Below are 26,051 nucleotides of genomic sequence, written 5' to 3'. Positions count from 1 at the left end.
TTTCAAAGCAGTGGCACCAGCAGCAGCGGCAGCAACCAGAGCCAGCGCGAATAGGGCTGCTCGATCATCTGCGTCTGGCCCCAGGGGCTGGCCGCACCGGCGGCGTTGAAGGCCCGCGCGCGCAGGAAGTACTTGCCCGCCGACGGCTTGGGCATGGCGAGCTCGGCCTTGTCGGTGCTGAAACGCTGCACGTCGGCACCGTCGAAAGCTTCGGTCTTGGCCCACTCCAGCTCGTAGCGGGTGACGCCCGGGTCGGCGCGCCAGCGCAGCTTGAGCTGGTCTCCGCTGACCTCGGGCTCGGCCGGCGGCGGTGCGGGCGGCGGGGGCTTGAGCTCAAAGCTCTGCGGGTCGCCGAAGGGGCCGCTGCGGCCACCGGCTTCGACGGAGGCGATGCGCCAGTGGTAAAGGCCATCGGGCAACTTCGCGTCGTAGCTGGCGGCATCGATGGGTGGCGGCTGCAGGGCCAGGTCCTTGAACCCGGCATCGCGCGCGATCTGCAGGCGCACGTTCGGCGCGGCCGTGTTGCGGCTCCAGCCCAGCGCAATGCCGCCGGTGTAGCTGACGGCGCCTTGAGCCGGCGCCTGGATGAAGGGCGGCTCGGGGCGGGCCTGCAGGCGGATGTCGACGTCGGCCGCGGCGCCTTCCTGGCCGCGCGCATCGATGCCGCGCAAGCGCAGGCTGTAGTCGCCATCGGCCATCTCGCGCCCTTCGGCCCAGGCGACGGTGGGCTCGGCCACGCGTGCGTCGAGCAGCAGCTTGTCATAGTCGCCCTTGGCATAGAGCTGGGCGCGCCACGCCACCGCGCCGGCCGGCGAGGCCGCCCAGGTCAGCTGCAGCGGCAGGCGCTCGGCGATCTTGGGCATGGCGGACAGATCAGGCGCCGCCAGCAGCGCGCTGACCGAGCGGGCACCGCCTTCGGCCAGCAGGCCCTGGCCCGAGGCGACGTCGGGGCCGAGGCCATCGGCGTGCACGGCGCCGGACAGCACCTGCATGCGGCTGACGCCGGCAGCCGTCTGCACGCGGAACTCAGTGCCGCGCACGCCCAGGTTCACGTGCGGCGTGCGGATCTCGTACAGCGGCACGCGCTGCGCGTTGGGCGTGACGCGACTGTCCGCGCCGCCCTGCTGCACGCCGATGCGCACCGCCGGAATGGCACCGCGGCCCAGCACCAGCAGTTGCTCGAGGATGACATCGCTCTCGGGCGGCACCAGCAGCCGCGAACCGTCGGCAAAGCGCAGGCTGGCGCTGGACTGCGCGCCGGTGCGGATGCGGTCGCCGGTCTGCAGCGTGGCGCCGGCGACGAGGGGCTCGGTGGCGCTGCCGCGCTGGCGCGTGACCTGGCCGCGCGCAAACACGGCCTCGGCGACGCTGGCTTCCCGGCGCAGCCAGGCGACGGGCATGCGCAGCGTGGAGCCGGGCACGAGGCGCAGCGGGTCGGGCACGCGGTTGAGCTTTTGCAGGTCGCGCCAGGTCTTGGGCGGCGCCAGCCAGTTGTCGGTCAGCGTGATCAGCGTGTCGCCGGGCAGGATGCGGTAGCGCCAGTCGGCGTCGGCCGCTTCGGTCTGCCCTTGGACCCAGCCAAAAGCCAGCAGCAGGCCCATCGCGAGCCAAACTCTCAGTGCGTTCATCTGAAGCCCCTTCCCTGGAAGCAGATTGCATCCTAGCCATAGCAGAGAATCTTCGACACCAAGAGGAGGGCGTGCGATGTTCACGATCTCGGCCTTTACCGGCTGGCTGCGCCGGCACCGCTTCGCCTGCTTCGGGCTGATGGTGCTGAGCTTCGTCGTTTTCGGCCTGCTGACGCTGGACCTGGTGCGGCTGGTCAGCGCCAACGCGACCCTGCTGTCTGACAACGGCTGGCAGGGCCTGGAGGACGGCGGGCTGCGTCAGCTGCTCGAGCTGGCCGCCTCGACGCTCGCGGCGATGGCCGCCTGGCTGCTGTTCAAGGTCTGCGAGACGGTGCTCGTGCAGTCCTGGACAAGGTGACTTGAAGCCCCTCGCCCGGCCCCGCCCCGCTGAACGCGGGCTTGCCCGATCGGTCCCCCGAGGGGACGGCGATGCTTGCCGGGTTGACCGGCAAGCACATCGCCCCAGGCGGGCCGGCTAGGGAGCGGCCCGGCGCTCGGCCCGCACGGAACGTGCCCTACACAGCCGTCAGGGCGTCCTGCAGCTGCCCACGCAGCCGGCGCAGCCGCTGCAGCTCCTGGTCAGGCGCCTGCAGGGCCGGCCACAGCAGTGCGACGAGATCGCGCGCGCTGGCTTCCACGTCGAGCTGCCGGCCGGTGATGACCACCTCCCACAGCATGTGCTCCATCGGCCCGAACACCAGCGAGCGCAGCAACCGCAGCGGGATGTCGCGCCGCACCTCGCCGGCCTCCTGGCCACGCGCCAGCAGGTCCATCAGCGGCGCCGTGTAGCGGCGTTGCAGCTCGACGAAGCCTTCGCCGAGATCCTGGCCCTTGGTGCGGCCCTCGGACAGCACGAGCGCACAGAGCCCCGTGCCCTGGATCAGGAAGAGGCGCAGGTGCGTCAGCACGACGAACTCCAACTGCTCGCGCACCGAAGCCTGGCGCGGCAGGCCGGCTTGAATAGCGTCGATGATCTCGTCGTACCAGTCCTGGATGACGCGCATGCACAGCTCACGCTTGCCGCGGAAGTACGTGAAGACGGTGGCTTCGGAGATGGCCAGGCGCTGGGCGATCTCGGTCGTCGTCGCGCGCTCGTAGCCACGCTCGGCGAACACCTCGCGACCGACGCGCAGGATGTCGCGCACGCGCTGCTCGGCCTTGGGGCCGGCGGGCGATCTCCGCTGAGGCGTGGCGATGGCGGCGGTGGCTGAGGTCATTGCTGGGGCGGATTCTGCGCAATTATTGAGTAATACTCAAGTCGCCATTGCATCCGTGTTCACCCTGGATTATTCTGGCGCCCCTCACGCGGCTCACGAGGCCGTCAAACAATCGAGTTGAGCCACGCTTAATAGTGGCTTGCCGGGAGACAACATGCCGGTCCTGAACACGCAGCTCAACCCCCGCTCGGCCGACTTCAAGGCCAACGCCGACGCGATGCGCGGGTTGATCGACGACTTGAACGCCAAGCTCGGCAAGATCGCCCAGGGCGGCGGCGATGCCGCGCGCGCCAAGCACACCGCCCGCGGCAAGCTGCTGCCGCGCGACCGCGTCGAGATGCTGCTGGACCCCGGCACGCCCTTCCTGGAACTGGCGCCTCTCGCCGGCCTGAACATGTATGACAACGCCGCCCCCGGCGGCGGCGTCATCGCCGGCATCGGCCGAGTGGCGGGCGTGGAGTGCGTCGTCGTTTGCAACGACGCCACGGTGAAGGGCGGCACCTACTACCCGATCACCGTCAAGAAGCATCTGCGCGCGCAGGAGATCGCCCAGCAGAACCGTCTGCCCTGCGTCTACCTCGTGGACAGCGGCGGCGCCAACCTGCCCAACCAGGACGAGGTCTTCCCTGACCGCGACCACTTCGGCCGCATCTTCTTCAACCAGGCCAACCTCAGCGCCGAAGGCATCCCGCAGATCGCCGTCGTCATGGGCTCCTGCACGGCCGGCGGCGCCTACGTACCGGCGATGAGCGACGAGACCATCATCGTGAAGAACCAGGGCACCATCTTCCTGGGCGGCCCGCCGCTGGTGAAGGCCGCCACGGGCGAGGTCGTCACAGCCGAGGACCTGGGCGGCGGCGACGTGCACACGCGCCTGTCGGGTGTGGCCGACCACCTCGCCAACAACGACACGCATGCGCTGGCCATTGCGCGCCAGTCGGTGGCGCGGCTGAACTGGAGCAAGACCAACCCGCTGGCGATGCAGGAGCCCAAGGCACCGGCGCACGACCCGGCCGAGCTGCACGGCGTCATCCCCACCGACACCCGCAAGCCCTTCGACATCCGCGAGATCATTGCCCGCATCGTCGACGGCAGCGAGTTCGACGAGTTCAAGGCCCGCTACGGCGCCACGCTGGTGTGCGGCTTCGCGCACATCGAGGGCATGCCGGTGGGCATCGTCGCCAACAACGGCATCCTGTTCGCCGAGAGCGCCAACAAGGGCGCCCACTTCATCGAGCTGTGCTGCCAGCGCAAGATCCCGCTGGTGTTCCTGCAGAACATCACCGGCTTCATGGTGGGCCGCAAGTACGAGAACGACGGCATCGCCCGCGCGGGCGCCAAGATGGTGACGGCCGTGGCCTGCGCCCAGGTGCCCAAGTTCACCGTCATCATCGGCGGCAGCTTCGGCGCCGGGAACTACGGCATGTGCGGCCGCGCCTACTCGCCGCGCTTCCTGTGGATGTGGCCCAACGCGCGCATCTCCGTGATGGGTGGCGAGCAGGCGGCCAGCGTGCTGAGCACCATCCGCCGCGATGGCATCGAGGCCAAGGGCGGTGCCTGGAGCGCCGCAGAGGAAGAAGCCTTCAAGGCGCCCATCCGCCAACAGTACGAGGACCAGGGCCACCCGTACTACGCGTCCGCACGGCTGTGGGACGACGGCGTCATCGACCCGGCCGACACGCGTCGCGTGCTGGCGCTGGGGCTGTCGGCTTCCTTGAACGCGCCGATCCCGGACACCAAGTTCGGCGTGTTCCGGATGTGATGGAAATCCGCCCGCTCCAGCCGAGCGACTCGCTCGAGGAACTGACCCGGCTGCTGCACGCCGCCTATGCCAGCTTGGCTGCGCAAGGCTGGAACTTCACGGCCGTTGACCAGAGCGTCGAGGTCACGCGCCAACGGCTCGCCGATGCGCAGGCATTCGTCGCCGTCGTCGAGGGTCGCGTCGTCGGCACTGTGGCCATACGCGGCCCCAAGCCAGTCGGCGAGGCCTACATCGCCGACCCGCCACCGCCGCTGTACACGACCGCCGGCACCGCCATCCTGTCGCAGCTCGGCGTGCATCCCGACTGGCGCGGCCAGCGCGTGGCCGAGCGCCTGATCGACACCGCCGAGAGCTGGGCCGCCGCCCAGGGCCTGCACCAGATCGCCCTGGACACCGCCGAGCCGGCCACCGCGCTGCGCAGCCGCTACGCCCGCCGCGGCTATGCCGAGGTTGGCGTTGTGCAATGGCAGGGCAAGACCTACCGTTCCGTGCTGATGTGCAAGCCGCTGCACGCCGCGCAACCCACACCCGCCACGCCATGAACACCTGCCTGACCGTCACGACCGAAGGCCATGTGGCCCGCGTCACGCTGAACCGCCCCGAGGTGCGCAACGCCTTCAACGAGGTGTTGATCGCCGAGCTGGCCGCCACCTTCACCGAGCTGGGCCAACGCGACGACCTGCGGATCATCGTGCTCGCCGCCGAAGGCAAGGCCTTCTGCGCCGGTGCCGACCTGAACTGGATGAAGGCGATGGCCGGCTACTCGTGGGATGAGAACCATGCCGACGCCACAAAGCTGGCCGACATGCTGTGGGCGATCTACAGCTGCCCGGTGCCGGTCATCGCGCGCGTGCAGGGCGACGTCTACGCCGGCGGCGTGGGCCTGGTGGCGTGTGCCGACATCGTCGTCGCGGTGGACGCCGCGGGCTTCTGCCTCAGCGAGGCCAAGCTGGGCCTGCTGCCGGCCACCATCGGCCCCTACGTCGTCAAGGCGCTGGGCGAACAGGCGTCGCGGCGCTACTTCGTGACCGCGGAACGCTTCAGCGCCAGCGAGGCGAAAGCGCTGGGCCTTGTCCACGAAGTCGTCGCCGCCGAGGCGCTGGACGCCAAGGTCGCCGAACTCGCCGCGGCCATCACCGCCAACGGCCCGGCCGCCGCACGCGCCTGCAAGCAGCTCGTCAAGGACGTGGCCAGCCGCGAGATCACGCCCGAGCTGCGCGACAACACCGCGCGCCGCATCGCCGACATCCGCGCCAGCGCCGAAGGCCGTGAGGGCGTGCAGAGCTTCCTGAGCAAGTCCAAGCCCTCCTGGCTGGCGACCTGACGGCCAAGGCCCGCCATGACCCTGCTGAAGTACAGCTTCTCGCTGACGCCACCGCCCCCACAGCCGCTGGCCAGGCACGAGTATTCCTACTCGGAATTCCTGCTCGACCTGGCGCACAAGTGGCGCCAGCTCCCGACCCAGGAAGACAACACGCTGAACTTCCAGTCCGACGACGACGGCGCCGCCATCATCATTTCCGCGGACTTCTTCGACATCCCGGACGAGAAGGCCCAGCTCTTCGCCGAGAAGATCATCAGCAGCGGCGTCGACGCCATCCAGGCCGCCAGCCGCGGTGCCGCCCAGGTGCTGCAGCAGGCCATCAAGCCGCATTCCAGCGGCGTCGGCCTGGAGGTGTCCTATATCGCCGAGACAGACAACGAGCATGTCTACCTCTACCTCGGCTACGTGACGCCGCGCAAGGTCCTGAACTTCTCGATGGTCTGCCAGCCCGGCAGGCAGGCGGCCGCGGCGCTGTTCAACGCGACGGTGCCGGGCTTCCGGCCCGTCCTGCCCTGACACGACACCCGCATGCCTCAGCTCGACACCCTCCAGCTGCTCGCCCTGGCCGCCGCCCTCGGCTGGGCCAGCGGCCTGCGCCTGTACCTGACGGTGCTGCTCGTCGGCATCGCCGGGCACTGGGGCTGGGTCGAGCTGCCGCCGGGCCTGCAGATCCTCGGCACGCCGCTGGTCATGGCCTGCGCCGGCGCGCTCGCGCTCATCGAGTTCCTGGCCGACAAGATCCCGCTCGTCGACAGCGCCTGGGATGCCTTGCACACGCTGATCCGCATCCCCGCCGGCGCGGCGCTCGTGGCCGGCCTCGTCAGCGGCTGGGCGGGTGACCACGGCAGCGCCTGGAGCGTGGTGGCCGCGCTGCTGGGCGGTGGCCTGGCCGCCACCGCCCACACCGCCAAGGCCAGCACGCGCGCGGCGGCCAACACGTCGCCCGAGCCCTTCTCCAACATCGGCCTGTCGTTGATGGGCGACGTGGCCGTGCCGACAATGCTGTGGCTGGCCTGGGCGCACCCCTTTGTCTTCTTCCCGCTGCTGGCGCTGGCTCTTGTCCTCATGGCCACGCTGATCTGGTTCTGCTTCAAATTCCTGCGAGCGCTCATCCAGCGCATGCGCCGACCGAGGCCCGCATGACCTCCACTCAAGACCTCGCCGCCCGCAGCCGCGCGGCCGTCTGGCACCCCTGCACGCAGATGGCGCGCCTGGCCGATGTACCGCCGCTGCCCATCGCCCGTGGCGACGGCCCCTGGCTGTTCGGCACCGACGGCCGGCGCTACTTCGACGCCAACTCATCCTGGTGGGTCAACCTCTTCGGCCACAGCGACAAGCCGCTGCACGACGCCATCAAGGCCCAGCTCGACACCCTGCCCCACGTGATGCTGGCCGGCTGCACACACGAGCCCGCCGTGCGCCTGGCCGAGCGCCTGTCCGCCCGCACCGGCGGCGCGCTGGGCCACACCTTCTTCGGCAGCGATGGCGCCAGCGCCGTCGAGATTGCGTTGAAGCAGAGCTTCCACTCGTGGAAGAACCGCGGCCGCGCCGAGAAGCGCGAGTTCGTCTGCCTGAAGAACAGCTATCACGGCGAGACGCTGGGCGCGCTGAGCGTGACCGACGTGCAGGTCTTCCGCGACGCCTACGACCCGCTGCTGATGCGCGCCCACATCGTCGCGTCGCCGGACGGGCGCCTGGGCAACGAGGCCGAGGCCTTGGATGCCATGCGCACGCTGTTGCGCGAGCGGCATGAGCAGATCGCCGCCGTCATCGTCGAGCCGCTGATCCAGGGCGCGGCCGGCATGGTCATGTACTCGCCGGCCTATCTGAAGGGCCTGCGCGAACTGACGCGCGAGTTCGGCGTTCACCTCATCGCCGACGAGATCGCCGTGGGCTGCGGCCGCACGGGCACCTTCTTCGCGTGGGAACAGACAGGCGCGGATTGGCCAGACTTCATCCTGCTGTCCAAGGGCATCACCGGCGGCACGCTGCCACTGTCGCTGGTGCTGACGACCGACGATGTGTTCTCCGCGTTCTGGAGCGAGGACGTCACGCGCGGCTTCCTGCACTCGCACTCCTACACCGGCAACCCGTTGGCCTGCGCGGCGGCCAATGCGGTGCTGGACCGCTTCGACGCCGGGCAGCTCGATGCCAACCGCGCCCAGGCCGAACGCCTGACCCGCGCCTTCGCGCCTCTGGCTCAATCCACCCCACGCGTCACGCACCTGCGCCAACGCGGCATGATCCTGGCCTTCGATGTGCCGAACGCCCCGCCGCGCTTCGCCGAGACCTTTCACCTGAAGGCCCGCGCACACGAACTGCTGATCCGACCGATCGGCTCGACCGTCTACCTGATGCCCCCTTACCTGATCGACGACGCGACCGCGGCCTTCCTGGCCGGGGCCGTGACGGCGACGTTGAACGATGTCCTTGCTTGATCACCTCCAGGCCAAGCTCCACGCGATTGCCGCGCAGAGCCTGACCCGCACGCTGCGCCGCGCCGACAACGGCACCGCGCCCCGTCAGACCATCAACGGCCGTGAGCTGCTGATGTTCTGCTCCAACGACTACCTGGGCCTGGCCGCCGAGCCGGCCATCGCCGACGCGCTGGCCGAAGGCGCGCGCCGCTGGGGCGGCGGCTCGGGCGCATCGCCGCTCGTCAGCGGCCACAGCGCGGCGCATGAAGCCGTCACGGACACCCTCGCACGCTGGTACGCGCCGCACATCCCGCAGGCGCGAGCCATCGGCTTCTGCACCGGCTACATGGCCAACCTCGCCGTCGTCACGGCGCTGGGCGACGAACACACGGAAGTCTTCTCGGAGCAGCTCAACCACGCCTCGCTGATCGATGCGGCCCGGCTGGCCAAGGCCCAGGTCACGCGCTACGGCCACGCCGACGCGGCCGGCCTGCGCGCGCTGCTGGCCGCGAGCACGGCCAAGGTCAAGCTCATCGTGACGGACGCCGTGTTCAGCATGGACGGCGACCTCGCGCCGCTGCCGGAACTGCTTGCTCTGGCCAACGAGTTCGACGCCTGGCTCATCGTCGATGACGCCCATGGCTTTGGCGTGCTGGGCGACAAGGGCCGTGGCTCGTTGGAGCACTTCGGCCTGAACAGCGAGCGGTTGATCCTTGTCGGCACGCTCGGCAAGGCCGCCGGCCTCGCGGGTGCCTTCGTCGCGGCCCACGCCACCATCGTCGACTACCTGCTGCAGTCCGCGCGCAACTTCATCTTCTCGACCGCCTCGCCGCCGGCCGTCGAGCATGCGCTGCTGACCAGCTTCGAGCTGATCGAAGGCCCGCTCGGAGCCGCCCGCCGCGCCAACCTGGTCGCGCTGCAATCCCAGCTGCGCGACGGCCTGATGTCCCTGATCGATCACCACCCACGCCTGGGCTGGCAGCTCACTGATTCCGCCACGCCCATCCAGCCATTGATCGTCGGCGGCAATGCCGAAGTGATGGCCCTGGCCGCCGCGCTGGAGGGCGCCGGCCTGCGCGTGCCCGGCATCCGCCCGCCCACGGTCGCGGCCGGCACGGCGCGGCTGCGCATCACGCTGTGCGCAACGCACACGGCTGCCGATGTGGACGCGCTGCTGACCGCGCTCGAACGTGCCGCCGCCGCCCAGGAGTGCGCCGCGTGATGAAGGGCTTCTTCATCACCGGCACCGACACCGAGATCGGCAAGACCTTCGTCACCGCCGCGCTGACCCGCGCGCTCGCAGCGAGCGGCCGGCGCGTCGCGCCGATCAAGTCGCTGGCGGCGGGCCAGACGTGGCGCAACAGCCGCTGGATCAACGAGGACGTCGCCGACCTGCTGGAGGCCCAGGACCTCGGCCTCAGCGATGCCGAGGTCGGCCCACTGCAGTTCCGCGAGCCCTGTGCGCCACACATCGCGGCCCGGCTCGAAGGCGGCACGATCGATCGCGATGCGCTGCTGAAGGCCATCCGAGCCACCGCCGCCAAGGCCGACATCGCACTGGTCGAAGGCGTCGGTGGTTTCCGCGTGCCGCTCACCGACGGCTGGGACACGGCGGACCTCGCCGTGGACCTCGGCCTGCCCGTCATCCTCGTCGTCGGCCTGCGCCTGGGTTGCATCAACCATGCGTTGCTGACGGCCGAAGCCATCCGTGCGCGCGGCCTCCAGCTCGCCGCCTGGGTCGCCAACACGGTAGACCCGCAACAACCCCATGTCGCCGACAATCTGGCGGCCCTGCAAGCCGGCCTGAAGGCGCCCTGCCTTGGCCATCTGCCCCGACTTTCCGACCCGCTGGCAGCACCTGCCAGTCTCGACATCTCTGCACTGATCTCCGCATGAACCAGATCCAGACCCTCACCCCGACCTCCGACGCCGACCGCCGCCAGGCCAAGCCCTGGACCGTGAGCGAGATCGCCGCGCTGTTCGAACTGCCCTTCAACGACCTGCTGTTCCGCGCCCAGCAAGTGCACCGCGAGCACTTCGATGCCAACGCGGTGCAGCTGTCGACGCTGCTGTCCATCAAGACCGGCGGCTGCGAGGAAGACTGCGCCTACTGCCCGCAGTCGGCCCACTTCGACACCGGCCTCAAGGCCGAGAAGCTGATCCCGCTGCAGGAGGTCATGGAAGCCGCCCGCGCGGCCAAGCAGAACGGTGCCACGCGCTTCTGCATGGGCGCCGCCTGGCGCAGCCCCAAGCCGCGTCACCTGGAAGCCATCGGCGAGATGATTGCCGAGGTCAAGGCGCTGGGCCTGGAGACCTGCCTGACCGCCGGCATGCTGGAAGACGGCCAGGCCGAGCAGCTGAAAAGCGCGGGCCTGGACTACTACAACCACAACCTCGACACCGCGCCCGAGTTCTACGGCCAGATCATCACGACGCGCACCTACCAGGACCGCCTGGACACGCTGGAGCGCGTGCGCCAGCAGGGGCTGAAGGTCTGCAGCGGCGGCATCGTCGGCATGGGGGAGACGCGCCGCCAGCGTGCCGGCCTGATCGCCCAGCTCGCCAACCTCGACCCCTACCCCGAGAGCGTGCCCATCAACAACCTCGTGCAGGTGGAAGGCACGCCGCTGGCCGGCACCGCGCCGCTGGACCCGCTGGAGTTCATCCGCACCATCGCCGTCGCCCGCATCACGATGCCGCGCGCCATGGTGCGCCTGTCGGCCGGCCGTGAAGAGATGCCCGAGACCATGCAGGCGCTGTGCTTCCTGGCCGGTGCCAACTCGATGTTCTACGGCGACAAGCTGCTGACGACCAGCAACCCGCAGGCCGAGAAGGACCGTGCGCTGCTGGAGCGGCTGGGCATGCGCTGCTCGACCGAGGCCGAGCTGACGCCGTCGGACGCGGCGGCCAAGGTGCAGGTCTGCACGCACTGACATGAAGACCGTTCTGCTGCTCATCGCCACGCTGACCCTGTCGGGCTGCGCCTTCGTCTACGACCAGGTGCAGGACATCGCGCAGACGCAATGCGCCAGCAACAACAGCAATGCCCAGGACCGCCGCAGCTGCGAGAAACGCAACGCGCCGGCCTATGACGACTACGAGGTGCGCCGCAAGCGCATGCAGCAAGGCCAGTCCGGCTGAACCGCTGCCCGCCTCATCACCGCCAGCGACCCTGGCACTGCCTGAACACCGTGTAGAAGGTTCACGAGACCGGAGACAAGAAGAAATGTTCAAGAAGATCCTGATCGCCAACCGTGGCGAGATCGCCTGCCGAGTTGCGGCTACCGCCAAGCGCCTTGGCATTCAAACGGTCGCCGTTTATTCCGACGCGGATGCTCAAGCCCAGCATGTGCAGGCTTGCGACGAAGCCATCCACATCGGCGGCCCGGCGCCACGCGACTCCTATCTGCAATGGCAGCGCATCCTCGAAGCCGCCAAGGCCACCGGCGCGCAAGCCGTTCACCCCGGCTACGGCTTCCTCAGCGAGAACGAGGCCTTTGCCCAGGCCTGCGCCGACGCCGGCCTCGTCTTCATCGGCCCGCCGCCCAGCGCCATCCTCGCGATGGGCCTGAAGGCGGAGTCCAAGCGACTGATGGAAGCCGCCCAGGTGCCGCTGGTGCCGGGCTATCACGGTGCCGACCAGGACCCCACGCTGCTGAAGAAGGAAGCCGACCGCATCGGCTACCCCGTGCTGATCAAGGCCAGCGCCGGCGGCGGTGGCAAGGGCATGCGTGCGGTCTACAACGCGGACGAATTCGACGCCGCACTGGCCTCCTGCAAGCGCGAGGCCATCAACAGCTTTGGCGACGACGCGGTGCTGATCGAGCGCTACGTGCAGAAGCCCCGCCACATCGAGATCCAGGTCTTCGGAGACTCGCACGGCGACTGCGTCTACCTGTTCGAGCGCGACTGCTCCGTGCAGCGCCGCCACCAGAAGGTGCTGGAGGAAGCCCCTGCCCCTGGCATGACACCCGAGCGTCGCGCGCAGATGGGCGAGGCTGCCGTGGCCGCCGCAAAGGCGGTCGGCTACGTCGGTGCGGGCACCGTGGAGTTCATCGCTGAACAAGACGGCCGCTTCTACTTCATGGAGATGAACACGCGGTTGCAGGTCGAGCATCCGGTGACGGAAGCGATCACGGGCCAGGACCTGGTGGAGTGGCAGCTGCGCGTCGCCTCGGGCGAGCCGCTGCCGCTAAAGCAACACGAGCTGCGCATGCACGGCCATGCCATCGAGGCGCGCATCTGCGCCGAGAACCCCGACGGCGGCTTCCTGCCCGCCACCGGCACGCTGGACGTGGCGCGCTGGCCGGCTCACGTCGCGTTCCAACGCGGCAACGTCCGCATTGATGCCGGCGTGCGCGAGGGCGATGCCATCAGCCCGTACTACGACTCCATGGTCGCCAAGCTCATCGTCTGGGGCGAGGACCGCGCGCAGGCGCTGGCCCGCCTGGACCTGGCGCTGCGCGACACGCACATCGTCGGCCTGCAGACCAACGTGGCTTTCCTGCGCCGCTGTGCGGCCACGGCCTCGTTCTCGAACGCCGACCTGGACACCGGCCTGATTGAGCGCGAACGCGCCGTGCTGTTCGACCAGCCGGGCCTGCCGCTGCGCGTCGGCGCCGCCGCCGTCGTCGCGCACACGCTGGCCGTCGAAGGCGCGACGCAGGGTTCCGACCCGTGGAGCGCCCGCGACGGCTGGCGCATGTTCGGCTCGGCCACGCGCCGCTTCGACCTGGAAGCTGGTGGCACGCACCACGAGGTGCTGCTGTCCCGCCACCACCGCGGCGGCATGACGCTGACGGTCGAAGACGAAGCCATCGAGTTCGCCGTGCAGTCGAGCGATGCCGAGACGCACGAGCTCTTCCTCGGCACCGAGCGAGTCCGCGTGAAAACCTACGCTCAGGGCGAGCGCGTCGCCGTTTTCGCCGCGAACGGCTCTGCCGTGCTGACCGAGGTGGATGTCATCGCCCATGCCGGCGATTCGCCCAGCGAAGGTGGCCGCCTCACTGCGCCCATGCCCGGCAAGCTCATCGCCTTCCTCGCCCAGGCCGGCGACACCGTCACCAAGGGCCAGCCGCTGGCCGTCATGGAGGCGATGAAGATGGAACACACCATCTCCTCGCCGCGCGACGGCAAGGTGGCGGAGTTGCTGTTCGCCATCGGTGATCAGGTGACCGACGGCGCCGAGCTGCTGCGCCTGGAGGCCTGAACCATGGCCCTGCCCTCGCACGTCAAGATCCTCGACGTCGGCCCGCGCGACGGGCTGCAGAACGAGAAGGAGAACGTCTCCACCGAGCACAAGGCGCAGCTCGTCGCGATGCTGCAGGACGCCGGGCTGAAGGAGATCGAGGTCACCAGCTTCGTGTCGCCGAAGTGGGTGCCGCAGATGGGCGACAACACGGCCGTCATGGCCGCGATCGCCCGGCGTGCCGATGTGAGGTATTCGGTGCTGGTGCCCAACCTCAAGGGGCTGGAGCCGGCGCTGGCCACCAAGCCCGACGAGATCCTCGTGTTCACGGCCGCGAGCGAGGCCTTCACGCAGAAGAACATCAACTGCTCCATCGCCGAGAGCCTGGAGCGGTTCGCCCCGGTCATCGCAGGCGCGCACGCCGCAGGCATCAAGGTGCGGGCGGCCCTTTCCTGCTCGCTAGGCTGCCCCTACGAGGGCGAGATCACGGCCGACCAGGTCGAGGCGGTCGTCAAGCCGCTGCGCGCGCTGGGCGTGGACGCCATCGACATCGCCGACACCATCGGCGTCGGCACGCCGCGCAAGGTGCAGGCCGCGATGGAGCGGGCGCTCAAGCACTTCCCGCTCGCCGAGGTGTCCGGCCATTTCCACGACACCTACGGCCAGGCGCTGACCAATATCTACGCCAGCATGGAACTGGGCCTGCACAGCTTCCACGCCAGCGTGGCGGGCCTGGGCGGCTGCCCTTACGCCAAGGGCGCAACGGGCAATGTCGCGACGGAGGACGTCGTCTTCATGCTCAACGGCCTGGGCATCGAGACGGGCATCGACCTGGACAAGCTGGTGGACGCCGGCGCCTTCATCTCCAACGTGCTGGGCCGCCCGCCGGTGTCACGCGTGGCGCGCGCCGTGCTCGCCAAGCGCGTCGGCTGAAAAATATCATTCGATTGCAACGGATCTGACGTGTCAGTTGTCACAACTGACTGCTCAAAGAACTTGCACGAGGCCTACCGGGCCCGGCTGTAATCCGCCCGTCATAAAAACAAGGACGTTGGGTTGGCCGGGGCGCATTGGAGACGATGCGGGCCACTCGCGGTAGGCGATGAACTTTCAGCCACTGAGTCTGCACAAGACCCGCTTTCAGCCGGGCAAACCGACGCCGTTCGGCATCTTCGATGTCGGCGGGCGCCTGCTGCTGGCACGCGGCCATCAGTTCGACAGCGTCGAGCAGCTGGAGAAGCTGATCGAGCGCGAAGCGACGGTGGACCTCCGCGAACTCGATGACCCAGCGCGCAAGATCGCCAGCGCGCGGCGCGATCAGCTGCCTGCGTACTGGGAGGAGAGCATGGGCGAAGTGGGCCGGCTGTTGCGGGCCAGCCCGACGGGTGACTTCACGCAGTCGCTGGACCATGCGTCGCGCCCGCTGCTGGCCCTCATCGAGCGCGACCCCGACCTGGCCATCCTGCAGGCGGTGCGCACCGAGTCCGTCGACGGTGGCCCAACCTCCTATGCCAGCCGCCACGCCGTGCACACGGCCACCGCGGCCTGCCTGGCGGCCACGCGGCTGGGCTGGTCGGCGCAGCAGCGGCAATGCGTGCTGCGCACCGCGCTGACGATGAATATCGCCATGGCGGAGCTGCAGAACAAGCTGGTGACCCAGGTGTCGCCGGTCACGCCGCTGCAGCGCGCCGAGATCCAGTCCCACCCGGAGCGCAGCGCGGCCATGCTGGAGATGGCCGGCGTGGCGGACACCGATTGGCTGGAGGCCGTGCGCCAGCACCATGAGGAGCATGACGGTTCGGGCTACCCGCACCGGCCTGCCAAGGTCAACGAGATCGCGCAACTGGTGCACAGCGCCGATTGCTTCACCGCCAAGCTCAGCCCGCGTTCGAAGCGCCCGCCCATGCTGGCCGACGCCGCGGCGCGGCTGCAATATCAATGCGCCAAGGGTGATGCCCTGACCGCGGCCCTCATCAAGGAGTTCGGCCTTTACCCGCCGGGTTGCACAGTGCGCCTGAAGTCAGGCGAGGTGGGCATGGTGATGAAGCGCGGCGACAGCGCCAGCACGCCCCTCGTGGCCGTGCTGACGGACCGCCAGGGCAATCTGCGGATCGAACCCGCCAGGCGCGACACGGCCAAGCCGGAGTTCGGCATTGCGGCCGTCGTGCCGCTGGCCGGATTGAAAGTTCGCGTCGGTCTTGAGAAGCTGATCCAGGCCGTACCCGACTGAGGCTAGGCGCGCAGCTCCCACAACACGTTGACGATGCGCCAGCGGCCGTCTTCCTGGGCCAGGTGCATGTAGTCGATCCAGCTCTCGGCGTCGACGCGCACGCTGGCCGTGCGGCCGAAGACGTCGAGGATCTTCACGTCGGCACGCTTGCCCGTCTCGGGCTTGCCGGCGCGGGCGCGGGTGGCCTGCACCAGCGTCATCGCGCCCATGGTCTGCAGCGTGCTGCGGCCGTCGGGGCGGCGCGCGACGATGCGCTTGGCCAGTTCCGGGTGCAGCGAGCGTTCCATGCGCGCCGCGTCGCCGGCGTACCAGCCCTCGATGTAGTCGCGCGCGCAGGCCTCGATGGCGGCGGCCTCGGGTTCGGCGGCAGTCGCAGCTGTCGCGGCCGTGGAAGCCGCGGCCAGGGCCGCGCTGCTCATGAAGATTCGTCGTTGCAAGATGGGCTCCCGTCCGTATGGGACGGGGCGCAGCATCGCAGCAAGGCTGGTGGCGCGGAAGTGACTTCCGACTAGCCGAGCTTGTCCAAGGCGTTCTCGATCTGCCCCCGCTCGTGGTCGCCCATGCCGCGGCCGGCGCGGCGCACGCGTTCGACAAGGCCGGTATCGACCGGCTTGGCCTGGCCCATCTTCTCCGCCACGCGCAGCAGCACCTGCAGGCGCTCGAAGCCGCCTTCCATGCTCTCGGCGCTGCTCAGCACGCGCTCCAGGCCTGCGAGGCCGAGCTTGGGCCGCTCCAGCAGGCGATTCAGCGCCTCGCGCCGCTCGAACCCGCCCGAGATGCCGCCCGCGGCCCGGACGTAGGCGTCGACCAGCTCGGCCTCGTCGCCCTGCAGCCGCTGCGCGATGGCGCCCAGGGCCTCGCGCTTCTCGAAGTCGCCCTGGATGCGTGATGCGGCCTGCAAGGCGGCGGCGAGCACGGTGGGCTGGGGGGTAGCGGCCACCTGCTTGTCGATGGCGGTGCGCAGCTCGAAATCGCCACCGATACGGCTCAGCGCGTCGGCCCAGGCCGCGAGCACGGCGGGGCTGGTGAGCAGCTTGGGCGCCAGGGCGGCCAACGCCTCGCGGCGCTCGAAGTCGCCGTCGATGCCGGCCGCAGCGGCCAGCCAGGCCAGCTGTTGAGGCTCGGCCAGCGGCTGGCGAGCGATGGCGCTCAAGGCCTCACGACGCTCGAAGGCACCTTGCAGGCTCGCGGATGCGGCGATGAGGCGGTCCACCGCAACCGGGGGCAGTGGCGCATCGAGCTGGAGCGCGGCCTCGATGCGGCGGCGGCGCTGGAAGTCTTCCTTGGCGCGTTCGACATCGGCGAGCACCGCGTCGACGCCGCCCTTGGCGAACAGCTTGCGGGCCCGCACCGGCGCGTCGGTGAGGTTCTCGGCCATGCGCTGCACGGCCTTGGCCCACCACTGGCGGCCGGCTTCGTCCAAAGGCAGGCTCTGGCTGCCGACACGGTATTCGCGCTCGATGCGGCCCTCACCCATGGACTTCAGCACCATCTCGCGCGTCAGCCCACCCTCGCGCTCCTTCACGGTGAGGGTGCCGGTCAGCGTCTGCACCTCGTCCTCGGCGTCGTTGAAGGTCGCCTTGCCATCCAGCGTCACCGCGAAGCTGCCGCCCGGATAGCGGCTGTAGATGCGCGTGCCGCGTACCGAGAAGGCCATGCTGTCGCCCAGGCCACCGAGGTCGAAGCGGTCCAGCAGACTGCGTCCATCGGTGTGGCTGACGACGACGGCCGGCATCGCGACGAGGGCGGCCAGGATCACGGCCACCAGTCCCCAGCGCACGCCGCGGCGCTCGCGAGGCGTCTCGTCATCGCTCTTCAACAGCCGGCGCACGCGGGCAAACAACGGCGAGCCCGCGCTGGCGGCTCCGCAGGCCAGGGCCGGGCCGTGGTGGCCGCCCTGGGCCTTCAGGGCCTCGGCGCAGCGGAGCAGGCTCTGCGCCAGGGCCAGGCGTTGGCCGGAAGGCGCAGCGGCCGCGGCGTCGCAGGCCAGCTCGGCCAGCAGGTCCAGGCGCTGCAGCGCGACGCGGTTCAGCGCCTGCGGCCACAGCAGCGCCTTGATGACGGCGGCCAGCAGCCGCCAGGCCGGGTCGCGCCGGCGCAGATGGGCCAGCTCGTGGCCGAGCACGGCGCGGGCCTCGTCGTCGGGCAGGTCCAGGCACCAGGCCGGCAGGCAGAGCACGCGGCCCGGTGCCAGCAGCGGGCTGGCCCAGCCAGGGCGGGCATGGCGCAGTGCCGGCAGGCGCAGGCTCATGTCGGCCGCAAGCCGGGTCGTCAAGGCCCGCCAGCGCGCATCACCCAGCTCGGGCAGGCGGCGCACGGCGCGGCGCAGCCAGGCCCATTGCAGGGCCAGGCCCAGCAGCATCAACACGGCACCCGCCAGCCACAGCGCCACGAAGCCGATGGCGACGTCATGGGCCTTGGGCGCCAGGCGGGTCGTGATCGGCAACGCGCCGAGCTGGGCGCTGGGCCGCGCGGCCTCGGGCGCTTCAACGACGACCTGCTGGATATCGGCCGGCATCAGTGCGGCCTCCTGCGCGACAAGAGCGGGCCGCGCGTCATCCGCCGGCACGCTCTGCGGCAATGGAGCCAGCAGCGGCAGGCTGGCGCTGACGAGGCCGCCCAGCAAGGCCAGGCGCCACAACGTCTCCTGGGTCGACGTGGCCAGGCGGGCCAGCAGATGAGCGCGCTCGGCCGCCCACAGCGCGCCGATCAACAGGCTGCTGTGCAGCAGATAGCTGCACAGCCAGGTCAGCAGCACATCGGTCATGGGGTTTCTCCCTTGCGTTGTTTCAGCAGCGCCTGCAGCTCGGCAAGCTCTTTGGCGTCGACGCCGCGTGCATCCAGCAGATGGCTGACGAGGGCGCTGGCGCGGCCAGCAAACAGGCTGTCGACGAGGCTGCCCACCATGGAGCGCTGCACATCAGCCTGGGTGACCAGGGGCTGGTAGAGCAACGCGCGGCCCTCGCGGCGGCTGCTGAGCAGGCCGCGCTTTTCCAGCCGCGTCAGCAGCGTGGCCACCGTGGTGTGCGCGAGGTCGCGCTCGCCGCGCAGCGCTTCGGCCACCTCGGCCGTGCTGGCCTCGCCCCGCGCCCACAGCACGCGCATCAGGCTGAGCTGCAGATCGCTCAGCGACACATCCCCACTGCCGATGTCCTCGTCCATTGTGATCTTCTACAGTTGTCGTACTACAAATGTAGAAGATCGGCGAGAGGCCGGCAAGTGTCTTTCGGCAGGGGTCAGGGCGGTGGTTGACCCGCCGGGTTGCGCAGACGCTGGCTGAACCACCACAGATGGCCGTCGGGGTCGACGCAGCCATAGCTGCGGTCGGTCCAGTAGTCGGCGCCGTAGTCGTTGTTGGTCAGCTCATAGGTCACGCGGGCGCCTGCGGCCTGGGCCTGGGCGCAATGGGCATCCGCATCGTCCACATAGAGAAACAGGCTCTGGGTATTGGCACCGCCAGCGGCCTTGGGCGAACGCAGCGGCGCGCCGAAGCGCACCTCGCGCTCGGCACTGCCCTCCGCCACCATGAGGATGGCCTCGCCGTAGCGCAGCTCGCTGTGCATGACGCTGCCGTCGGGGGCGTCCACGACGATGACGACCTCGAAGCCGAAGGCCTTTTGATACCAGGCGATGGCTTCGCGCGCGTTCTCGCAATACAGGGCCGACGACAGTCGCGGCCAGCCGGGTGGGGTGGGTTTCATCGCGGTCTCCGCAGAGCTGGGGTGCGGTTCAATCCTCGCACCCCGACTGCTGCACCGCCACACCATGAACACCGTAGGTTTCGCTAAACACATCGCCGCCTGCGCCCTCGCGCTGCTCTGTGCCTTCGGTGCCCATGCCCAGGAAGCACCGGCCGCCTACGACGCCGCCAAGGCCCAGGCCTGGGGCGCCAACGACCAGGGGCTGCGCTCCTATGTCTTCGTGCTGCTGAAGACGGGCCCCAAGCGCATGCCCGACGGGCCGGGCCGCAACGAGATGTTCAAGGGCCACTTCGCCAACATGGAGCGCCTGGCCAAGGAAGGCCTGCTGGCCTATGCCGGCCCCTTCGATGGCGTGGACGGCTGGCGCGGTCTCTTCATCTTTGCGACGTCAGACATGGAAGTGGCCCGCAAGGCCGTGGAGACCGACCCCGTCATCGTCAATGGCGAGATGGTGGCCGAGCTGCACAAGCACTTCGGCTCGGCGGCGCTGCTGGCCGTCAACGAGTGGCACCCCAGGCTGATCAAGCCCAAGCCCTGAACTGACTCAGCCCCGGTTCAGCACCTTGGGCACGGGGTTCGGCCTCAGCCGGAACGCATCCGGCATGCCCGAGCCCAGCAGCGGGCGCAGGTAGAGGCGGAAGGCGTCGGTCACGTCGGTGCCGCTGTCAGAGATGAAGTGGTCTTCCATCGTGCGCGTCTTGCCGGCCACTGCAGTCAGCGGCAGCAGCTCGTAGTCGACCGAGTAGTAGCCCACGCGCTTGATGGCCACCGAGCCGTCGCGGTTGCCGTGGAAGGCGTATTGCACGGCCTTCTCGCCGACCTCTCTGGCCTCGCGCTGATCCACGTCGCTCACGCAGCCGAGGAAGCTGCGCTGCAGGTAGCCGAAGGTGTCGCCGCGCACGCGCTTGATGCCGAGCTTGCCCTTGATCTCCTCGCAGAGCAGGTCGGCCAGCGCACCGGTGCCGCTGAGCTGCACGTTGCCATGCGCGTCGCGTTCCAGGTCGCCGGCAAGCTTCGAAAGCATGGGCGTGCCGGAGGCGTCGTGAATGCCCTCGGACACCGCGATGACGCAGCGGCCGTAGCGCTCGTGCGTGGCCTTGACGTCGCGCAGGAACTGCTCGGTGTCGAAGTGGCGCTCGGGCAGATAGATGAGGTGGGGGCCGTCGTCGTCGAACTTCTTGCCCAGGGCCGCCGCGGCCGTCAGGAAGCCGGCGTGGCGGCCCATGACGACGCCGACGTAGACGCCGGGCAGGGCCGCGTTGTCGAGGTTGGCGCCGGCAAAGGCCTGGGCGACGAAGCGCGCGGCGGAGGCGTAGCCGGGCGTGTGGTCGTTGCCCACAAGGTCGTTGTCGATGGTCTTGGGGATGTGGATGCAGCGCAGCGGGTAGTTCGCTGCCTGCGCCTCTTCCGACACGATGCGCACGGTGTCCGACGAGTCGTTGCCGCCGATGTAGAAGAAGTGCGTGATGCCATGGGCCTGCAGCACCGTGAAGATCTCGCGGCAGTAGGCGGCATCGGGCTTGTCGCGCGTGGAGCCCAGCGCGGAGGCGGGCGTGTTGGCCACCAGCTCCAGGTTGTGGCTGGTCTCCTGCGTCAGGTCGACGAAGTCTTCGTTGACGATGCCGCGCACGCCGTGGCGGGCGCCGTAGACCTTGCCCACGCCGGCCTGGCGCCGCGCTTCGAGCACGACGCCGACGAGGCTCTGGTTGATGACGGCGGTGGGACCGCCGCCCTGGGCGACGAGGATCTTCGCGAGACTCATGAGCGCTCCTGGCTGTCGTCAATCGACGGCGCGGAGTTTAGGGGCCTCAGCGGTTCATCCGGGTTTCAAGTTGGCCTGCGGGTCGAGCGACGGGCCGCTCCCTGGCCGGCCCGCGCTGGCGATGTGCTCGCGGCTTGCCGCGTTCAGCAGGCAGGACCGGGCGAGGGGGTCACCGGTTCTGCATCCAGGTTTCCAGCTGATCGGCCGGCATGGGCCTGGCGAACAGCCAGCCCTGGCCTTCGTGGCAACCCAGGCCGATGAGGTACTGGCGCTGCTCCTCGGTCTCGATGCCTTCGGCGATGACGGTCAGGCCCAGGCCGCGGCCGAGGTTGATGACCATCTGCGCGATGGTGGAGCCGGCGGACGAAGCCTGCGCCTCCTGCACGAAGGCGCGGTCGATCTTGAGGCGGTCGACCTGCAGTTGGCGCAGCTGGCTGAGCGACGAGAAGCCGGTGCCGAAGTCGTCGATGGCGACGCTGAAGCCGAGCTGCTTGATGTCGGCCAGCACGCGCAGCACGAGGTCGGCGTCTTCCATGGCCATGGACTCGGTGATCTCGAGCTCGATGTTCTGGCCGGCAACGCCACAGTCCTTCAGCGCCCGGCCCAGCATGTCGATGAAGCCGGGGTGGCGGAACTGCGCCATGGACACGTTGACGGCCATGCGGAAGTCGGCATGGCCGAGAGCCTGCATCTTCTTCAGCTGGGCGCAGGCGGTACGCATGACGAACTCGCCGATGGGAATGATGAGGCCGCTCTGCTCAGCCAGCGGGATGAACTGGTCCGGCGGAATGAAGCGACCGTCCAGCGTGCGCCAACGCAGCAGGGCCTCGGAGCCGATGACGCGGCTGCTGTCGAGGTCGACCTGAGGCTGGTAGACGACGAAGAGCTGGCTTTCCTCGAAGCCGGTGCGCAGGCCCTTGAGCAGCTTGAAGCGCTCTCGCGCGTCGCTGCCCATCGCAGCCGAGAAATACTGAGATGAGCCGCGTTGCTGTTGCTTGGCGCGCTTGAGCGCGATCTGGGCGTCCAGCAGCAGCTCGGAGCCGACGGCCTTGGACTCACCCAGGCGCACGAGGCCCGTCGTGGCCGACAACTGCAGGCGTTCGCCGGCCACGATGAAGGGGTCGGCAAAGACGCCGTTGACGGTTTCGGGGCAGACCTTGGCGTGCTCGCCGAGCACGCCGAAGGTATCGGCGCCAACGCGGGCCATCGCGGTGTTCAGGCCCAGCACGTCGCTCATGCGATGCACGACGGCCTGCAGCACCTGGTCGCCAAAATGGTGGCCGAAGGCGTCGTTGATGTCGGAGAAGTCGTCGATGTCGATCAGCGCGAGCGTGACACCGGCCGGGTCCTTCAGGTTCTTGTCGAGCAGTTCGACGAAGCGGTTGCGGTTGGGCAGGCGCAGCAGCGGATCGTTGTAGGCCTGGTCCAGCAGCTGGCTGTACAGGACGACGTTCTCAAAGCCGACGGCGATGTTGGAGCAGAAGGCGCGCAGCAGTTGCTGGTCGAGCTCGTCGAGCTCGCGACCGACGTCGACCAAGGCGGCCATCGCACGGCCCTGGCCCATGCCGAAGTAGAGGCAGGTGCCGTCGTCGTAGACGTTGATCTGCTCGCGCAGGCAGCGCTCCAGGCGCTCGCGCACGGCGGTGATCTTGACCTGGGCCAACGGTCGATCAATCAGACCGCTGTACTGGCCGGCGGCCGCGACGATGCGTACCTCGTCCCCGTTCTCGCCACCCACTTGGGCGCAGACCAGGCCCTCGGGCAGGATGCCGAGCAGCGCGCACAGCTGCGTAACAACGCCCTCGGCAAAGCGCGACAGGCCGCGCATGCGCGACAGCGACGTGCTGCTCTCGACAATCATCTCCAGCCCGCGGCGGTTGGCCTCCAGCGCGCAGATCTGGCGGTAGGAGCGCACGGCAGCCGTCAGCACGGTGTACAGCCGCGTGCGCGTCAGCTCGGACTTGGTCTTGTAGTCGTTGATGTCATAGGCCTGCACCGTCTCGATCTCGGGGGCATAGCCGGGCTGGCCGGTGCGCAGCACGATGCGCACGGCGTTCAGGCGCAGCTCGTCGCGGATGTGGCGCACGAGTTGCAGGCCGGCGTCTTCGCTTTCCATCACGACGTCCAGCAGCACGACGGCGAGGTCGTCCTCGCTGGCGAGCAACTGGCGAGCCTGGGCGGCAGAGCTGGCGTGCAGGAAGATGAGAGGCTGGCCTTCGACCGTCAGGCCTTGCATGGCCAGTTCGGTGGCCTTGTGGACGTCGCCGTCGTCATCGACGATGAGGATGCGCCAGGGCCGGTCGTTGGGGCGATGCTCGCCGTCGGCGTGCTCCGGCTCGTCGAGCAGTTCGAGCAGATCGTCGTCAGCGGCGGGTGTCTCTTGCATGGGGGGCCAGGGCTCCGGGCTTGGGCGGCCACAGCGCAGCGGCCTCTTCTAGTCAAGAGCCGCAAGCGTAGTGCATCCTCAGGCCCACCGCCACGAAAAGCAGGGGCAAAAGTCCGCCGTTTCGCCTCAACGTTTTGCGGGTTTGCCCGGACGCGACGGGCTGTTGCGGCCGGCTCCCGTGACCCGCGGCGGCAGGCCGGTGTGCTGGGTCAAGAGCTGGCCCTTGCGTGGCGTGGCCGCCTTCATCGGCGCGGCTGCCGGGGCCTTGGCAGCGGGCTTGGCCGCTGTGGAGTTCTTGCGCCGCGCGCTCTCGTAGCCACCGTCGGTGAGGGGCTGATAACTCGGGATCAGGTGATGCTTGCCGTTGCCGATCAGGTCGGCCCGGCCCATGGCCTTGAGGGCCTCGCGCAGCAGCGGCCAGTGGTTGGCATCGTGATAGCGCAGGAAGGCCTTGTGCAGACGGCGGCGGCGCTCGCCGCGCACGATGTCGACCTTCTCGCCACGGGTTTCGTCACGGCTGATTCCCTTCAGCGGGTTGAGACCCGAGTGGTACATCGCCGTCGCGGTGGCCATCGGGCTGGGGTAGAAGGTCTGCACCTGGTCGGCGCGGAAGCCGTTCTTCTTCAGCCACACGGCGAGGTTCATCATGTCTTCGTCGCTGGTGCCCGGGTGGGCGGCGATGAAGTACGGGATCAGGTACTGCTTCTTGCCGGCCGCGGCACTCGCCGCTTCGAACATCTGCTTGAAGCGGTCATAGCTGCCGATGCCCGGCTTCATCATCTTGGACAGCGGCCCGCCCTCGGTGTGCTCGGGCGCGATCTTGAGATACCCGCCGACGTGGTGCGTGACCAGCTCCTTCACGTACTCGGGCGACTCCACGGCCAGGTCGTAGCGCAGGCCGGAGCCGATCAGGATCTTCTTGACGCCCGGCAGCGCACGCGCGCGGCGGTACATCTTGATGAGCGGATCGTGGCTGGTGTTCAGGTTCGGGCAGATGCCCGGGTAGACGCAGCTGGGCTTGCGGCAGGCGGCCTCGATCTCGGGGCTCTTGCAGCCGATGCGGTACATGTTGGCCGTGGGGCCACCCAGGTCCGACACGATGCCGGTGAAGCCCTTGACCTTGTCGCGCATCTCCTCGATCTCGCGGATCACGGAGTCTTCCGAGCGGCTCTGGATGATGCGGCCCTCGTGCTCGGTGATCGAGCAGAAGGTGCAGCCGCCGAAACAGCCACGCATGATGTTCACGCTGAAGCGGATCATTTCCCAGGCCGGGATCTTGGTCGCGCCGTCGTGGCCACCCTTCTCGTCCGCATAGCTGGGGTGCGGTGCGCGGGCGTAGGGCAGGTCGAAGACGTGGTCCATCTCCGGCGTCGTGAGCGGGATGGGCGGCGGGTTGATCCAGAGGTCGCGCTCGCCATGGCGCTGCACCAGCGCGCGGGCGTTGCCGGGGTTGGTCTCCAGGTGCAACACGCGGTTGGCGTGGGCATAGAGCACCGGGTCGCTCTTGACCTGCTCGTAGGCGGGCAGGCGCACGACGGTGTGGTCGCGCGGCGGCATCTTGATGCGGCCGATCTTGTGGATGGTGATCGGCTTGGGCGCGTCGGGCTCGGACGTCTCGCAGACCTTGTCGTCGACGATCTGATACGGGCTGATCAGCTCGTCGATGCGGCCCGGGCGGTCCACTTCAGTGGAATCCAGCTCGAACCAGCCTTCGGCCGTCGGGTCGTCGGTACGGCGCATGAAGGCCGTGCCGCGCACGTCCGTCAGGCTCTCGATGGGCTCGCGGCGCGCCAGGCGGTGGGCGATCTCGATGATGGCGCGCTCGGCATTGCCGTAGACGAGCAGGTCGGCCTTGGCGTCCACCAGCACGGAGCGGCGCACCTTGTCCTGCCAGTAGTCGTAGTGGGCGATGCGGCGCAGCGAGGCCTCGATGCCGCCGATGACGACGGGCACGTCCTTGAAGGCTTCCTGGCAGCGCTGCGTGTAGACCAGCGTCGCGCGGTCGGGGCGCTTGCCGCCCTCGCCGCCCGGGGTGTAGGCGTCGTCGCTGCGGATTTTTCGATCAGCCGTGTAGCGGTTGATCATCGAATCCATGTTGCCGGCCGCGACGCCGAAGAACAGATTGGGCTTGCCCAGCGCCTTGAAGGCATCGGCGCTCTGCCAATCCGGCTGGGCAATGATGCCGACGCGAAAGCCCTGGGCCTCCAGCGTGCGGCCGATGACGGCCATGCCGAAGCTGGCATGGTCGACGTACGCATCGCCGGTGACGATGATGATGTCGCAGGAATCCCAGCCGAGCTGCTCCATCTCCGCCCGGGACATCGGCAGAAAAGGCGCGGGGCCGAAGCGCTTGGCCCAGAACGGGCGGTAAGCGGTCAGCGCCTTGGGCGGTTGGGGTAATGCGGACATAAGACGGCGATTGTCGGTGGACAGGCC

The 26,051-nt window shown here is 69.1% G+C and carries 24 protein-coding genes; 15 read left to right on the top strand and 9 right to left on the bottom strand.

Annotation, left to right across the window (positions count from 1 at the left end; genetic code table 11):
• Positions 1–2: 2 nt before the first annotated feature.
• Positions 3–1,628 (bottom strand): FecR family protein, encoded by a 1,626-nt coding sequence (locus tag AC07V5_RS08675; protein ID WP_495115241.1) that lies wholly within the window; start codon positions 1,626–1,628, stop codon positions 3–5.
• A gap of 76 nt (positions 1,629–1,704) precedes the next feature.
• On the opposite strand from AC07V5_RS08675, the gene AC07V5_RS08670 reads away from it, so the two are divergent.
• On the top strand, positions 1,705–1,986 hold the full coding sequence (locus AC07V5_RS08670; RefSeq protein ID WP_495115240.1) for a hypothetical protein: 282 nt from the start codon (positions 1,705–1,707) through the stop codon (positions 1,984–1,986).
• Between the two features lie 157 nt (positions 1,987–2,143).
• Here the strand turns inward: AC07V5_RS08670 and AC07V5_RS08665 are convergent, their stop codons facing one another.
• Positions 2,144–2,845, bottom strand: coding sequence for a TetR/AcrR family transcriptional regulator (locus AC07V5_RS08665; protein ID WP_495115239.1), 702 nt, complete (start codon positions 2,843–2,845; stop codon positions 2,144–2,146).
• Between the two features lie 154 nt (positions 2,846–2,999).
• Here AC07V5_RS08665 and AC07V5_RS08660 point away from each other — a divergent pair, with 154 nt between their 5' ends.
• The 13 genes from AC07V5_RS08660 to AC07V5_RS08600 all read left to right on the top strand — a co-directional run bounded on the left by AC07V5_RS08660 (position 3,000) and on the right by AC07V5_RS08600 (position 15,766).
• Positions 3,000–4,607 carry a carboxyl transferase domain-containing protein gene (locus AC07V5_RS08660; RefSeq protein ID WP_495115238.1) on the top strand — a complete coding sequence of 536 codons (1,608 nt, stop codon included), beginning with the start codon at positions 3,000–3,002 and terminating at the stop codon, positions 4,605–4,607.
• Positions 4,607–5,149, top strand: a complete 543-nt coding sequence (locus AC07V5_RS08655) for a GNAT family N-acetyltransferase (protein ID WP_495115237.1) — start codon at positions 4,607–4,609, stop codon at positions 5,147–5,149. The genes AC07V5_RS08660 and AC07V5_RS08655 overlap by 1 nt, the downstream gene beginning before the upstream one ends.
• Positions 5,146–5,931 (top strand): enoyl-CoA hydratase/isomerase family protein, encoded by a 786-nt coding sequence (locus AC07V5_RS08650; protein WP_495115236.1) that lies wholly within the window; start codon positions 5,146–5,148, stop codon positions 5,929–5,931. Before AC07V5_RS08655 ends, AC07V5_RS08650 begins: the two co-directional genes overlap by 4 nt.
• Positions 5,932–5,946: 15 nt before the next feature.
• Positions 5,947–6,447, top strand: coding sequence for a hypothetical protein (locus AC07V5_RS08645; protein ID WP_495115235.1), 501 nt, complete (start codon positions 5,947–5,949; stop codon positions 6,445–6,447).
• 12 nt (positions 6,448–6,459) lie between these two features.
• Positions 6,460–7,074: a DUF4126 domain-containing protein gene (locus AC07V5_RS08640; RefSeq protein WP_495115234.1), complete on the top strand. Its 615-nt coding sequence runs from the start codon at positions 6,460–6,462 to the stop codon at positions 7,072–7,074.
• On the top strand, positions 7,071–8,369 hold the full coding sequence (gene bioA, locus AC07V5_RS08635; protein WP_495115233.1) for an adenosylmethionine--8-amino-7-oxononanoate transaminase: 1,299 nt from the start codon (positions 7,071–7,073) through the stop codon (positions 8,367–8,369). The genes AC07V5_RS08640 and bioA overlap by 4 nt, the downstream gene beginning before the upstream one ends.
• A complete protein-coding gene (gene bioF / locus AC07V5_RS08630) occupies positions 8,356–9,570 on the top strand; it encodes an 8-amino-7-oxononanoate synthase (protein WP_495115232.1) in 1,215 nt (404 codons plus the stop codon). Before bioA ends, bioF begins: the two co-directional genes overlap by 14 nt.
• Positions 9,570–10,244, top strand: coding sequence for a dethiobiotin synthase (gene bioD / locus AC07V5_RS08625; protein WP_495115231.1), 675 nt, complete (start codon positions 9,570–9,572; stop codon positions 10,242–10,244). The genes bioF and bioD overlap by 1 nt, the downstream gene beginning before the upstream one ends.
• Complete coding sequence (bioB, locus tag AC07V5_RS08620; protein WP_495115230.1) at positions 10,241–11,281, top strand: biotin synthase BioB; 1,041 nt, start codon at positions 10,241–10,243, stop codon at positions 11,279–11,281. Before bioD ends, bioB begins: the two co-directional genes overlap by 4 nt.
• A 1-nt stretch (position 11,282) precedes the next feature.
• Positions 11,283–11,489 carry a hypothetical protein gene (locus AC07V5_RS08615; RefSeq protein WP_495115229.1) on the top strand — a complete coding sequence of 69 codons (207 nt, stop codon included), beginning with the start codon at positions 11,283–11,285 and terminating at the stop codon, positions 11,487–11,489.
• An 85-nt stretch (positions 11,490–11,574) separates the two neighbouring features.
• Positions 11,575–13,557, top strand: coding sequence for an acetyl/propionyl/methylcrotonyl-CoA carboxylase subunit alpha (locus tag AC07V5_RS08610; RefSeq protein WP_495115228.1), 1,983 nt, complete (start codon positions 11,575–11,577; stop codon positions 13,555–13,557).
• Between the two features lie 3 nt (positions 13,558–13,560).
• On the top strand, positions 13,561–14,469 hold the full coding sequence (locus tag AC07V5_RS08605; protein ID WP_495115227.1) for a hydroxymethylglutaryl-CoA lyase: 909 nt from the start codon (positions 13,561–13,563) through the stop codon (positions 14,467–14,469).
• A gap of 169 nt (positions 14,470–14,638) precedes the next feature.
• Positions 14,639–15,766, top strand: a complete 1,128-nt coding sequence (locus tag AC07V5_RS08600) for an HD-GYP domain-containing protein (protein WP_495115226.1) — start codon at positions 14,639–14,641, stop codon at positions 15,764–15,766.
• A gap of 2 nt (positions 15,767–15,768) precedes the next feature.
• Here the strand turns inward: AC07V5_RS08600 and AC07V5_RS08595 are convergent, their stop codons facing one another.
• The 4 genes from AC07V5_RS08595 to AC07V5_RS08580 all read right to left on the bottom strand — a co-directional run bounded on the left by AC07V5_RS08595 (position 15,769) and on the right by AC07V5_RS08580 (position 19,467).
• Complete coding sequence (locus AC07V5_RS08595) at positions 15,769–16,203, bottom strand: nuclear transport factor 2 family protein (protein WP_495115225.1); 435 nt, start codon at positions 16,201–16,203, stop codon at positions 15,769–15,771.
• Positions 16,204–16,274: 71 nt separating this feature from the next.
• On the bottom strand, positions 16,275–18,533 hold the full coding sequence (locus AC07V5_RS08590; RefSeq protein ID WP_495115224.1) for a M56 family metallopeptidase: 2,259 nt from the start codon (positions 18,531–18,533) through the stop codon (positions 16,275–16,277).
• Entirely contained in the window at positions 18,530–18,928 is a 399-nt protein-coding gene (locus AC07V5_RS08585; protein ID WP_495115223.1) for a BlaI/MecI/CopY family transcriptional regulator, read from the bottom strand. Before AC07V5_RS08585 ends, AC07V5_RS08590 begins: the two co-directional genes overlap by 4 nt.
• Positions 18,929–19,002: 74 nt before the next feature.
• A complete protein-coding gene (locus tag AC07V5_RS08580) occupies positions 19,003–19,467 on the bottom strand; it encodes a VOC family protein (protein WP_495115222.1) in 465 nt (154 codons plus the stop codon).
• Between the two features lie 64 nt (positions 19,468–19,531).
• Here AC07V5_RS08580 and AC07V5_RS08575 point away from each other — a divergent pair, with 64 nt between their 5' ends.
• Positions 19,532–20,005, top strand: coding sequence for a YciI family protein (locus tag AC07V5_RS08575; protein WP_495115221.1), 474 nt, complete (start codon positions 19,532–19,534; stop codon positions 20,003–20,005).
• A gap of 6 nt (positions 20,006–20,011) precedes the next feature.
• Here AC07V5_RS08575 and AC07V5_RS08570 read toward each other — a convergent pair whose 3' ends face one another.
• The 3 genes from AC07V5_RS08570 to AC07V5_RS08560 form a co-directional block, all read right to left on the bottom strand.
• Positions 20,012–21,229, bottom strand: coding sequence for a 6-phosphofructokinase (locus AC07V5_RS08570; protein ID WP_495115220.1), 1,218 nt, complete (start codon positions 21,227–21,229; stop codon positions 20,012–20,014).
• Between the two features lie 169 nt (positions 21,230–21,398).
• The gene (locus tag AC07V5_RS08565; protein WP_495115219.1) at positions 21,399–23,615 is read right to left on the bottom strand and encodes a putative bifunctional diguanylate cyclase/phosphodiesterase; all 2,217 of its coding nucleotides are present in this window, start codon (positions 23,613–23,615) and stop codon (positions 21,399–21,401) included.
• Between the two features lie 126 nt (positions 23,616–23,741).
• The gene (locus AC07V5_RS08560) at positions 23,742–26,024 is read right to left on the bottom strand and encodes a YgiQ family radical SAM protein (protein WP_495115218.1); all 2,283 of its coding nucleotides are present in this window, start codon (positions 26,022–26,024) and stop codon (positions 23,742–23,744) included.
• Positions 26,025–26,051: the final 27 nt, after the last annotated feature.

This window comes from Roseateles sp. GW821-FHT02E12, from assembly GCF_059421665.1.
Note: the sequence above shows the minus strand (reverse complement) of the source record. Positions and strands in the feature narration are given on the sequence as shown.